Source organism: Peptoniphilus indolicus ATCC 29427 (genome assembly GCF_000227315.1).
GTDB lineage: Bacteria > Bacillota > Clostridia > Tissierellales > Peptoniphilaceae > Peptoniphilus > Peptoniphilus indolicus.
Genome location: NZ_JH165063.1, coordinates 183,916 through 196,014, shown reverse-complemented (window position 1 = coordinate 196,014; position 12,099 = coordinate 183,916). Strand labels below are relative to the sequence as shown.

Below are 12,099 nucleotides of genomic sequence, written 5' to 3'. Positions count from 1 at the left end.
GCCCAATGCTCTTGCTACGTTTGCTATTGGCAACATTGTTCTTCTGTTTTCTATCATCGGTTTTACATCGCTTTGGATTTCTTTTCCGTTGATTATTATTTTATTTGTATCTACCGGAATTTCTATTGTTGTTTCTTTGTCTTTTAGGATCGCTGTTCTTGTGTCTTCTCTCCACTCTACTGTGTATCCTAGGGCTTCTGCTACGTATCTTATCGGTAGCATTGTTCTTCCGTCTTTTATTATGGCTTTTGTATCCATTTTTATTTCTTGTGTGTGGTTGTTTATTGTTCTTTGTAGTATGTCTGAGCCTATTGTAACTTTTACTTCTACTACTGTCTTTTGTTTTTGCACTTCTGTCTTTGCATCTTTACTTGGTGCCTTTATATATCTCCAGTCTATTGATCCTCTTTGATCGTTGTCATTTCTAAATGCTCTTGGTGCCACTTTTATACTTGGTTGTAATGGAGTTGAAGGTATTACTTTTGTACCCGGTGTCAGCGGCATAGCCGGCACTTCTTTTGGCTTTTCTTCTTTTTCTCTTCTCGCTTGTTCTTCTTTGTCTCTTCTTGCTTGTTCTTCTTTGTCTTTTCTTGCCTGTTCTTCTCTGTCTTTTCTCGCCTGCTCTTCTCTGTCTCTTCTTGCCTGTTCTTCTCTGTCTCTTCTTGCTTGCTCTTCTTTTTCTCTTCTTGCCTGCTCTTCTCTGTCTCTTCTCGCCTGTTCTTCTCTGTCTCTTCTCGCCTGTTCTTCTTTTTCTCTTCTCGCCTGTTCTTCTCTATCTTTTTCTGTAAGGATTTTTATTTCTTGCTCGTAAATTCTTCTTTCAAACCCATCTTCTTTTTTTAGAACTTCAACTTTCACTTTTTTGCTATTACCATAATAATCACGAGTAATTATCCATTTATTATTATTATTATACTCAACTCCTTTTATTCCTTCAAAGCCACTATTAGATTTAATAAATTCACCTGCTCTCACACCACCATCATTTGTTATTCTCACTTTATCATAATCTATTTCTATATTAAATGTTATTTCCCCAGTATTAGCATCATATTTTAAAAAATTATCTAATTTAGCTTTTTCTCTTTCTGCTTCTTTATTATATTTATCAGCATCTTGAGCATAAACAACACCGCTTAACTCCGTTTTTCCAAAGTCAACCGGTGAAAAAAAGTACAAATGCTCCTACTATGCATGATGCAACTCCTATAGATAATCTTCTTATAGAGTATCTATATATTCTATTTCGTTTTCTGCTTTTTATAAATTCTTTTAAACTTTCCATATCTTTCTCCCGTTAAATTTTATTTTATAAATACCTGCTTATAATTTCCAATTAATTTTACACTGCATATTCCCTCAAAGTCAAGGTTTTTAATTACATTTTAATTGTTTCAGTTCAAACCCCACAAGCATTTACTAAATAAATGCTTATTATATATTTTAGGTGAATATTTTATTTATTTCTCTATTTTTACTGTTTGTTTCAAAAATAAATCTGTCATTTTAATTCTAAATATATACTTCTAAAATATTGCTTAAATTTTTTTACTAAAAAATTATTTTTCATTTTTTTAATTTTATTATCTGTTTTTAAGATGGATAGATCGATAAGTTTAAAATTTACAGCCTACTAAAAAAATAAAATGGATGCCCTATAAATTGCAGAGAAACATCCATTTTATTTTAAGTTAATGCCTAATTATTGACTTCATCTTAATTAATTTTTTATTTAATTTCTAGAATTACTTGCCCTTTCTATTTAAAAGAAATAGCTTACAATCCCCGCTCCAAAAACATCCGTTATTGCGTGTGCCAGGAAAAATGGGAACAGGTTTTTGTCTTTTGATTTTGTATATACTAGATAGTAAATTCCCCCTACTAAAAGCCCTATCGCCAAAGCTGATATATTTCCTTGGTAGGTGTGGAATGAATATCTTATAAGTAATGAGTAGATAAAGTAATATTTTCTTTTATCCGGTTCAACGCTAAGACAAATTCCCAAGAAAAATATTTCTTCATAGAATCCATTTAATATTGAGTACATTATAAGCGACAAATCCAATGTGGATAATTTTGACAATAATAAATTTGTAGTTTCAGATTCATAAAATACTGAATTATCTGTATTTGGATATGGCAAAATGCTATATACCAATGTGAAATACAAGTCAAAAATCAATGCTACTCCTATAAATAAGGCTATTCCAATTGCTATTGATTTTAAGTTTATCTTTATTTTCCATTGTGAGAAATTAAAGTTTCTAATGTATAGGTATATAAAGGCTATACTTAATAAAATAAATTGAAATACTAATGCACGCCAATTCATATTGGTTGTGAATTCAGGAATTTGTGTTGTGTTCGGATCCGGCAAGTAAAAAAATGATGATATTGAGGAATATATAAAGTAGCCGAACATTATCACAGTTACAATTAGTATGTCCCACCATTTTAAATAATTTATCTTTTCTCTTTTTGTCTTTAAATTTTCCATCTTATTCAACCTCATCTGTATATGTTTCTATGTCGAATTTATCTAAAACGTTCATCTTCTGTTTTACAAACAGATCGTAGCAAAGCAATATTATTAACACAATTTGCACTATTAAGCTGATTATACTTCCTTCGACTCCAAATTTACCTCCCGTAAGCCAGCTCGGCCCCTGTGTTGTGACATTTATAAATGCATTTCCCACATTTGTTCCGCTTACAGGAAAGGCGAATACATTTCCTTGGAAGCAATTCCACGCGGCATGGAATCCGCTTACAAGCCATATGTTTTTTGTCTTTATCATAACGAGGGCTGCAAAAATTCCAAATACAAACAGATCTATTAGAGGAATAACTGATATGCCGTCGTTTTCTAAATGCATAACTGTAAAGAAAATTGCCGAAACAGCTATGCCGATTAAAATATTTGTTTTACGAGCAACTCCTGAAAATAAAAATCCTCTTGTCAAAACTTCTTCGGCATTTCCCTGTATTGACCAAACCATAAGAAGGGGAATAAACTCTAAAATAAGTTTTGAGTCAAATGTAACTTTATCAATCCTAACTACACCTACAATTATCATAAAAGCTACACAACTTATTAAAACAATTGCACCAAAACCCCAGCCTTTTAAAAATTCTTTTAAGCTACCTGTTTTTCTAAATCCCAAAGTATTCCAAGAAATTTTTAATATTTTCCTCGCCAAAAATATAACCAAAAGAGTTATAAATATAAAACTCGAAAGCTCGACTAAATTTATTATATAACCACTACTTGGCAAGATATTTAATACTACATTTATATAGCCTAATGTAAAAATTTCAGAACTGAAAAGCACCAATTTAGCCATAAGCAAAAGTATTAAAGTATACAAATAGGGATTCTTTGTAAAATTCTTATCCTTAATTAAGTCCAATATCATCACACCTTTCTATTTTAAATAAATTCTTTAAATATCAGATGCCCTCAACCTTACCATAAATAATTTATATGATAATTTGTCAATTGAGGGCATATATTATTTTACATTTTCTAAAGTCGTATTCTTAATATTATTTATTTTCTCAAATTTTCTACCTGCTATCAAAAGCTCAATCGCTCCTTTCGGACAAGCTTTTCTGCAATTTCCACATCTGATACATTCCAAATGGTTGGCATCCTTTACAGGGTCAACATTCATCAAGCATATTTTGGCACATCTTCCACAGTTGATACACTTCTCACAGTTGATTTGGTACCTGTAAAAAGATACTTTATTAAACAAGGAATAAATAGCTCCCAAAGGACATATCAGCTTACAAAATGGTCTGTAAATTATAATTGATAAAATAATTGTAGTAAGAAGGATTACATTCTTCCATACAAATAAGAACCCGATTGATCCTCTCATAGCTTTATTTAACAGTACTAATGGGATTCCTCCTTCCAGCGTTCCAACAGGACATATATATTTACAGAAGTATGGATTGCCATTGCCTATATTATTTACCAAGTACATCGGAAGTATAATGACAAATATCAGCAAGATTAAATATTTTAGTTTTACTAGTATTTTTTCTTTGGGCAGTGTCCTTATTTTTTTGGGAAATGGAATTTTATGTAATAAGTCTTGGAAAAGCCCAAAAGGACATAACCAGCCACATACCAATCTCCCCAACAAGCTTCCTATAAGGAGTAAAAACCCTACTACATAGAATGGAAATCCTCCCCCTTTTTTTCCTATTACTGCTTGCAGAGATCCTATAGGGCAGGATCCCAATGCTCCAACGCAGGAGTAACAATTAAGTCCGGGGACACATGCGTTTTTTATGTCCCCTTTATATATTTTCCCTGAGATATACCCTGATACATTCCCATTTGTAATAATGGTTGCCAAGGCTTGAATTTTATGTCTAAACGAATTAAATTGTTTTTTCATAAGTTATTTTATCCAATTCCTATACATTCCATGCAAATCTTGATCGCCTTATTTAACACTACGAGATTTTCTTGTTTTACAAGGACTCCGTATAATACAAAACATATCCCGGTCATCAATAGAACTGAGGGTTTTATATTATTTTTCTGCATACTATCACCTATTTATTTTTAGAAATTTTATCAAATTCTTTGTCAATTACATTTGCCCACTCTTCTTTTGAACGGCTCCCTAGGTATTCTTCTCCGACTATATCTCCATTTTTATTTACAAAGAAAGTATATGGAAGTGCATCTGTCTTCTTGAGAAGTGTATTTATTAAATTTTCATCTAAAAAGATCACTTTCATTTCACTTTTTTTATCTTTTAAAATTTTTGATATTATTTCCCTTGATTCTTCGTCGGGTTTACCTTTTGAATCCATGTCAATGTCAACGCCCAATATGCCTACTTTTTTGTCTTTATATTCTTTTGCCAATTCTGCTAAATATGGCAATTCTTCCATGCAAGGGTTACATGTTGAAGAGAACATATTTACCATAGTAAGGTCATTTTCTCTAAATACTTCTTGTGTGACCTTATTTTTTTCTAAATCTGTTGTTTCAAACTCTCCTATGTTTGCACTAGAGCTTTCTTTTTGTGCTTGTTCGGCAACGGGCGGTTTATTGGCTGAATCTGTCTTATTTTCTTTTTTACCGCAAGCTGCCAAGCCAAATGTCATAATACCTACCAAACAAAACATAGATGCTTTCTTTAACATAAATTTTTTACTAAAATCTCTATTCATATTTTCCTCTCCTTTATTTTAGATTATTTTAGGTTGTAGTTATTTTATCATTTATGTTGTTAAGTTCGTGTTAAGAAAAAATAAAACTTCTACATTAAATATTGAATATCACACTTAAAATGGCGATAGGTTTCATCTATTCCTATCGCCATTAATATTATATTATTAATTTTTATCTTGCAAAGTTTAATTTAAAGCAATATTTTCTTCCATTTTCTGATTTTTGTTCTGAAAGTTCCAAAAGGTGCAACTGTATTTATGTGGATAAACTTATATACTTCCCATACTGCCGTCTTAGTTGCTTCATCAGCCCATTTCCTCATATGCGGTTCAAATAATTCTTCTTCACTTAATGAGTCGATCATTTCATAGATAGAATTGATATTTTCATTTAATTTATCTTTCAACTCTTTTAGGGATAAATGCGCATAAGTATCTGTAAACCATTGGTATAATTTTCCAAGCTCATTCCATTTAAATTCATCCGCTGGCGTATTCACATGAAATCCCATTTTTTCGTCCTCTTCCCATTTGAGAAGTAAGGTCGTCCACCCCACTTGGTAAGCTAAATTTTCAGAAGGGGTTCTATCAACTTCGTTAATTCTCTCATTTTTTAAGTTTTCCGGAATATTATCAAATTCTGAAATATATTTTTCAAATGATTTTTTTATTTCAAATTTTAGTTCTTCTTTATTTTCGTACGTTCTCAAAAAACACCTCCTCAACTTCTATTTCATCAATGCTTTGATTTATAATAACTTTATTTCCTCATTTATTTCTTGCCATAAATTAATTTAAAACAAAGTTGTTTCTCATACGTCTCATTTGTTCTTATTATCTTTTAAAAAATAACCTTCTCCAATTTTATTTACAATTGGATTATACCCTAAAATTTGTTTTACTTTTTTTCTAAGTGATGCCAAATGTACTCTTATGGAATTGCTGAAATAATCGACCTCGCTGTCCCAAGCGTGTGCCAGCAGATCTTCAACTGTTACAATTCTATCTTTATTAAATAGTAAATACTCGATGATTGCCGTTTCTTTTTTTGTCAACTTCATCTCCTCACCCCTGACATAGAGAATCCTTTTTTTTGTGTCGAATTCAAGTTCTCCGCAACTTATTTTTATATTTTTTAAGCGAAAGTCTCTTCTCATAAGTGCTTTTACTCTCATTTCTAATTCCTCAAAGTAGAACGGCTTTGTCAAATAGTCGCTTGCTCCTAATTCAAATCCTTCTACTTTTGACTCTATATTTGAATTTGCCGTCAATATTAATACTTTTGAATTTTCTCTCTCCTTATTCAATTGTTTTAATATTTCAAAGCCTGTCATGTCCGGAAGATTTAAATCAAAAATATATAAATCGTGTTCTTCAGCTAAAATATATTCCAAAGCTTCTCTCCCGCAAGACGCCTTATCTACATAATATCCAAGCGTGTTTAACCCTTCTGCAATGGAATTCAACAATTCTATTTCGTCTTCTACTAGTAGTATTTTCATCATTAAATCCTACCTTTCAAAATATGTCTCTATAATCGTTCCCTTTGGAAAATTATCTTTAATCTGTATTTTTGCACCGTGGTGGTCAAAAACTTTTTTTGAAAATGAAAGACCCATTCCTATTCCTTCTTTTTTTAATTTCTCAGGATTTTCTCCTCTGAAAAAAGGTTCAAATATATATTCTTTATCAGATTTTTCAATCCCTATTCCTTCGTCATATATCTTTATACAAATTTTATCTTCATTATTCTGTATAAATACTTTTACACTTCCACCTTTATAACTATATTTTATGGCATTGTCTATCAGGTTATAAAATGCTTGATATAAAAGTATGTAATTTCCCACTATATTAAAGTTTTTATTGTCTACACCTCTATCTTCTGTTGTTAAAATATTAAATTCCACATTTATATCTTCTTTTTCTATTCTTTCTTCAAAATCAACAAGTAAATCTTCAAGCAAAAGTTCAAGAGGAATGTTCTCTTTTAACTCCATTCTCTCTATATAAGTTAAATTCAAAATCTTAATTATAATATTATTTAGTTTGTTTACTTGAAAAGAGATGGTATCTAAAAGTTCTTTAACTTCTTCTTTTTTATACTCTCTTTTATTAAATACCTCTATTTTAGTTTGAAGTACTGTAAGGGGTGTCTTTAGTTGATGTGCTACATAAGAAGAAAAATCTTTTTGCATTTCAAATGATTTCTTTAATTTACGCATCATATTGTTAAAAGATTCTATTAAGCTATTGATTTCTATAGCTCGTGAGTATAATTCCACAGATTCACTAAGGTTTTGCTTGTCCATATTATCCATGTGTTCTGATAATTTTCTAAGAGGTAATAAATACCTTCCCAGAAAAACATATGTAATAATCGTTCCTAAACTTGTTGTTAAAAAAGCAAATATATATCCATACATTTTCAGTTTAAGACTAAAATTATCTATATTGTATATTTCAATTTGTATATTCCCTATGGGTATTATCAGATCTTCCAATACTAACGATACTGAATAATTTAGTAAAAAATCAACGCTAAATTTGATGTAAATAGTATAATCCCAATCAACAATGTCAATTGTTTTTGCATGCTTTTTTTCGTGTTCAAATCTCATCTTCTCCTAAGTACCTATAGTAAACAATTTAATTATTAATTATCTTTTATTATTTTATATCTAATCAATGCGATTATAAATATCCGACATTAATTTATATTAAATTTTCTTCTCTTGATTTTTAATGTTTTAATGTGGATAAGTTATTTATTTCATATTTATATAAAAAAAGCAAGCCTTTCGACTTGCCTTAAATTATTCTGCTGAATAAGGAATTAATGCGATTTGTCTAGCTCTCTTAATAGCAGCTGTCATTTGTCTTTGGTGTTTTGCATTAAGTCCAGTGATTCTTCTTGGAAGAATCTTTCCCTTTTCTGAGATATAGTTCTTTAGAAGAGCTACGTCTTTATAATCTATTTTCTTAGTCTTATCCTTTTCAAATGGATCGACTTTCTTTCTTGGTCTAAATCTTCTTTGCACTTTCTACCCTCCTCAAAATGGAATGTCTTCATTATTTATATGGTAAAATCCCTCATCATTGTCTGAGTCAGATCCAAAAGTGTTTCCAAAACTACCTGATGGTGCAGATTGGAAATCATTTGAATAAGCTGAGTTAACCGGTGGTTCCGGTCTTCTCATTTGTTGACCTTGCATATTATCTCCTGCACTTTCAACAAAGTCCATATTCTCAACAATTACATCAGTTGTATAAACTGTTTTTCCATCTTTATCATCATATCTTCCCGTTTGAATTCTTCCTTGAACTACAAGTCTATCGCCTTTTTTTACGTAGTTGGCAATTACCTCAGCAGTTTTATTCCATGCTGTACATGAAATAAAATCGGCTGTAGGTTGGTTGTTACGCTCTGCCTCAGCTCTTTTATCTTTTGATAATCTTCTGTTTACAGCAATTGTAAATCTCACTACTGCTATACCACTTGGCGTATATCTTAGTTCCGGATCTCTTGTAAGTCTTCCCATCAAATTGACATTATTCATAATTTCACCTTAATCCTCTAATTTAACTACCATGTGTCTCATTACAGATTCTAAAATTCTTGCAACTCTGTCGAATTCTTTAATTACTTCAGCTTCTGTTTCAAATTCAACTAAGTAATAGAAAGCTTCTTTGTTGTATTCAATTTCGTATGCTAGCTTTCTCATACCCCATTCATCAACATTTGTGATATTTCCATTATCACTTATGATTTTCTTAAGTCTTTCAAAAGCTGCTACTCTCTTTTCTTCTTCTACTGTTGGGTAGAACATTACTATTGCTTCGTACTTTCTCATAATTCACCTCCTCGTGGACTAATGGCTCATTCTTTTGAATGAGCAAGGATATAACTCAAGTATTATATAAAATTTATACGTTTTTGTCAAATAAACAGTAAAATAATTATTGATTTAAATCCTCAATTTATATTATATAATAATTAGAGGAGGTTTTTTATGAATACTAAAAATATTAAAGTAAATGCTCAAAAAACCATAGCTTTAGTTGCGCATGACAATAAAAAAGACGAGCTTGTAGCATGGGCTGTAGAAAATAAATCACACCTATCCGCTCATAAACTAATCGGTACCGGAACAACTGCCGCTCTAATTTCAAAACACACAGGCCTTGAAGTCGAAGGACTATTCTCCGGTCCCCTTGGCGGAGACCAACAACTTGGCTCAAGAATCGCAGAAGGAAAAGTTGATATCCTTATTTTCTTTTGGGACCCGTTAGAAATGCAGCCTCATGACCCGGATGTAAAAGCACTTCTAAGAATTACAACACTATATGATGTGCCGCTTGCAACTTCTAAAACTTGTGCAGACTACATTGTTTCTTCTACACTATTTAACTCTGAATACAACGCAGAAATTGTAGACAACTCATTTAGTATAGCAAGTAGAGTTGAACAATTTGATTTAACTGAAAAATAAACAAAAAAGAGAAGTAAAAAGTTTTAAAACTCTTTACCTCTCTTTTTTAATTACAAAAAACCATAAAAGGCTTAACAGTATGAAAAATTTAATTAAATAAATTGCTCACTCTTCTTCCTTTTTATGGTGAATAATACTTACAAATTTCTCGCCCTCTTTTATCTTTCTGATTCTCTTTTCAAAATCTATTCTAGAAACCCAAATTTGCCTTTCACACCCAAGGCATTTTAATTTTATATCCACGCCCGTTCTAAGTATTTCCCACATATTTTCACCACAAGGATGACCTTTTTTTAGAGTGACTATATCTCCTACCTTGTAATATAGCATTTTACCTCCTACTTACCATCTATCTCATATTTAAAAACCGGAAGCTTTATTCCATTTTCATTAAACACTTCAACAATACTCTCTCTGAGTTTGTACTCAACACCATATTGAGAACCGGCTTTTGCATAAGCCACAACAGTTATTTCATAACCGGTGTTTGTGTTATTAGTAACCCCCCAGACAACAGGACTTCCTATCAACCCTTCAACTTTCATAGGAGCTAACTTTTTATTCAAAAGGTCTATAACTCTATCCGGTTCTTCAGATAAAGCTACCGAGCAGATTACTTTAGCCCTCATATTTCCCCTTTGTTGATTAGTCACAATCCCTATCTGTCCATTTGGAATAATGTGTTTCGAGCCATCAAAATCCCTTATAACCGTGGTTCTAAGTCCTATATCCTCTATAATTCCGGTCCTACCTTCAATTACAACAGTATCTCCAACTGAAAATTGATTTTCTAAAATTATAAAAAACCCATTTATACAATCTTTTACAAGAGTCTGCGCACCAAAAGAAAGAGCCAACGAGCCCACCCCAACAGTAGCCATTATAGACGATGTATTAAGCCCTACAATGTCCAGAGATATTGTAACGCATATTATCATTATGACAATTACAACTATCTTATTTAAAATGCTTACTATTGTGAGTAACCTTGGATTTGAATATGTTCCGTGTCTAAGTTGATGCTCAATTCTCGACATAAAAATCCATCTTAAAAATTTAGATAGCAAAAAACCTATTAGAAAAACTAATAAAATAATCACCAATTTGCCAAACGGATTTAATACCCCCTCTGTCCTGAGATACTTTTCAAACTCATTTAATACACTCATTTGTTTTTCTCTCCCAATTCATTTCTGTCATTCGTTACTTTATAAAGAGTCACTATCCCATCTTGAAGCACACCTATCCTAATACCCGATATTTCTATTTTTTCAGCTTCTGCTGGAAACCTATAATAAAATTCATTTCTCTGAAGCAAATTGCCCGCTATATCAGAATTCGAATAACCATATAACGATTTAGAAACCAATTGTAACTTTTCAACATTCGCCGCCACTATATGTTTAGTCTTTTCTTCAAGATTAGAATTATATTTCGATAAAATTCCAGAATGTAGTAAATATACACTCCTGTCCACAACCTCTACATCAGAAATATTTGGAATTTCAACACTCTTTACATCATCACCTTCAAATGCATACAAATTTTTATTAGTTACCATGATAACTCTTGAATCAGAATAATTTACATAAAGCGCCACCTCAGAACCCCTTGAGTAGGTCTTATTATTAGATGAATTTTTTACTATACAATTAGTTGTGTAACCATTAGTTTCAACCTTTAATTCTGCAATCACAAATTTTTCTAAATTCTTTACATCATAATCAAGTATGGAATTTGCAGTCTCATAGATTTTTTTCAGTTTTCCATCAGCTGTCAGACCCCATAACCTCTCTCCATTTTCATACTTTGTGTGTAAAATAAAATTTTTATTCTCATACTTTATGTTAAATAGAGTGTCCGTTATCTTTATATTTCTGATAAACTCTCCATTGTCTTGATATTGACTTATCCTTCCAAGGTCTTTATCATATAGAAAAGCATAGTTATTAGCAAAAAAAGATTCTAATTCAACATTTTTCGCCTTTACAGTCTTAATCAAATCCCCTTCTCTATTTAAAATATAGAGATTATTGTCAAAAATCATCAAACCATTTGTAGTGAGATGAAAACTTTTTGCATTCTCAGTAACCTTTATTTTCTCATCTAATACAATCTCTCTTCCAGCTGTGTTCCTATAATAAAAATATATTACAATCAGCAATAACAACAATGTTATCGATACTATTATTTTTCTCGTATTTAAATTCATCATTTCCTCCGAGTCAATTATACCACAGCTTAAAATCTATTTGGTATTGGATGGATATGAATTTATATTTGTTTTATCGTAGGGGCGGCACGTGTTTGTGAAATGGATAATGAGTTTGATGATGTAATGGACAAATCGAAAATTATATTATAAAGCAGTATAGGCCCGCCCGTTTTTTGGGTTGGTTTTATGTTT

Annotated in this window: 17 protein-coding genes; 1 reads left to right on the top strand and 16 read right to left on the bottom strand. The window is 31.3% G+C overall.

Translation table 11 applies throughout. The features are described from left to right. The 13 genes from HMPREF9129_RS11735 to rpsF form a co-directional block, all read right to left on the bottom strand. Positions 1–1,179: stalk domain-containing protein (locus tag HMPREF9129_RS11735; protein WP_004822179.1), on the bottom strand; the 1,179-nt coding region annotated here is incomplete at its 3' end. Further along, the gene (locus HMPREF9129_RS11080; RefSeq protein WP_004822178.1) at positions 1,157–1,285 is read right to left on the bottom strand and encodes a YSIRK-type signal peptide-containing protein; all 129 of its coding nucleotides are present in this window, start codon (positions 1,283–1,285) and stop codon (positions 1,157–1,159) included. The genes HMPREF9129_RS11735 and HMPREF9129_RS11080, both read right to left, overlap by 23 nt. Positions 1,286–1,762: 477 nt before the next feature. Further along, complete coding sequence (locus HMPREF9129_RS07590; protein WP_040552817.1) at positions 1,763–2,497, bottom strand: CPBP family glutamic-type intramembrane protease; 735 nt, start codon at positions 2,495–2,497, stop codon at positions 1,763–1,765. Position 2,498: 1 nt separating this feature from the next. After that, positions 2,499–3,416, bottom strand: a complete 918-nt coding sequence (locus HMPREF9129_RS07585) for a CPBP family intramembrane glutamic endopeptidase (RefSeq protein ID WP_004822175.1) — start codon at positions 3,414–3,416, stop codon at positions 2,499–2,501. A gap of 96 nt (positions 3,417–3,512) precedes the next feature. Next, a complete protein-coding gene (locus HMPREF9129_RS07580; protein WP_004822173.1) occupies positions 3,513–4,412 on the bottom strand; it encodes a 4Fe-4S binding protein in 900 nt (299 codons plus the stop codon). A gap of 8 nt (positions 4,413–4,420) precedes the next feature. Next, positions 4,421–4,528 (bottom strand): CD1871A family CXXC motif-containing protein, encoded by a 108-nt coding sequence (locus tag HMPREF9129_RS12450; protein WP_257009225.1) that lies wholly within the window; start codon positions 4,526–4,528, stop codon positions 4,421–4,423. A 44-nt stretch (positions 4,529–4,572) separates the two neighbouring features. Continuing rightward, a complete protein-coding gene (locus HMPREF9129_RS07575) occupies positions 4,573–5,199 on the bottom strand; it encodes a TlpA family protein disulfide reductase (RefSeq protein ID WP_004822171.1) in 627 nt (208 codons plus the stop codon). Positions 5,200–5,390: 191 nt separating this feature from the next. After that, positions 5,391–5,909 carry a ClbS/DfsB family four-helix bundle protein gene (locus tag HMPREF9129_RS07570; protein ID WP_004822169.1) on the bottom strand — a complete coding sequence of 173 codons (519 nt, stop codon included), beginning with the start codon at positions 5,907–5,909 and terminating at the stop codon, positions 5,391–5,393. A 111-nt stretch (positions 5,910–6,020) separates the two neighbouring features. Beyond that, positions 6,021–6,701 (bottom strand): response regulator transcription factor, encoded by a 681-nt coding sequence (locus tag HMPREF9129_RS07565; protein WP_040552839.1) that lies wholly within the window; start codon positions 6,699–6,701, stop codon positions 6,021–6,023. Between the two features lie 9 nt (positions 6,702–6,710). Next, the gene (locus HMPREF9129_RS07560) at positions 6,711–7,820 is read right to left on the bottom strand and encodes a sensor histidine kinase (protein ID WP_004822165.1); all 1,110 of its coding nucleotides are present in this window, start codon (positions 7,818–7,820) and stop codon (positions 6,711–6,713) included. Between the two features lie 195 nt (positions 7,821–8,015). Beyond that, entirely contained in the window at positions 8,016–8,240 is a 225-nt protein-coding gene (gene rpsR / locus HMPREF9129_RS07555) for a 30S ribosomal protein S18 (RefSeq protein WP_004822163.1), read from the bottom strand. Between the two features lie 12 nt (positions 8,241–8,252). Then, the gene (locus HMPREF9129_RS07550; protein WP_004822161.1) at positions 8,253–8,759 is read right to left on the bottom strand and encodes a single-stranded DNA-binding protein; all 507 of its coding nucleotides are present in this window, start codon (positions 8,757–8,759) and stop codon (positions 8,253–8,255) included. Between the two features lie 9 nt (positions 8,760–8,768). Beyond that, positions 8,769–9,053 carry a 30S ribosomal protein S6 gene (rpsF, locus tag HMPREF9129_RS07545; protein WP_004822159.1) on the bottom strand — a complete coding sequence of 95 codons (285 nt, stop codon included), beginning with the start codon at positions 9,051–9,053 and terminating at the stop codon, positions 8,769–8,771. Positions 9,054–9,212: 159 nt separating this feature from the next. Between rpsF and HMPREF9129_RS07540 the strand changes: the two genes are divergently transcribed. Further along, entirely contained in the window at positions 9,213–9,692 is a 480-nt protein-coding gene (locus tag HMPREF9129_RS07540) for a methylglyoxal synthase (RefSeq protein WP_004822157.1), read from the top strand. Positions 9,693–9,797: 105 nt separating this feature from the next. Here the strand turns inward: HMPREF9129_RS07540 and HMPREF9129_RS07535 are convergent, their stop codons facing one another. From HMPREF9129_RS07535 to HMPREF9129_RS07525, 3 genes are read right to left on the bottom strand one after another with little or no spacing between them, the layout of a single operon-like run. Continuing rightward, complete coding sequence (locus tag HMPREF9129_RS07535; RefSeq protein ID WP_004822154.1) at positions 9,798–10,022, bottom strand: DUF951 domain-containing protein; 225 nt, start codon at positions 10,020–10,022, stop codon at positions 9,798–9,800. 8 nt (positions 10,023–10,030) lie between these two features. Continuing rightward, positions 10,031–10,861, bottom strand: coding sequence for a mechanosensitive ion channel family protein (locus tag HMPREF9129_RS07530; protein ID WP_004822151.1), 831 nt, complete (start codon positions 10,859–10,861; stop codon positions 10,031–10,033). Further along, positions 10,858–11,904, bottom strand: a complete 1,047-nt coding sequence (locus HMPREF9129_RS07525) for a hypothetical protein (RefSeq protein WP_004822150.1) — start codon at positions 11,902–11,904, stop codon at positions 10,858–10,860. Before HMPREF9129_RS07525 ends, HMPREF9129_RS07530 begins: the two co-directional genes overlap by 4 nt. Positions 11,905–12,099 lie beyond the last annotated feature (195 nt).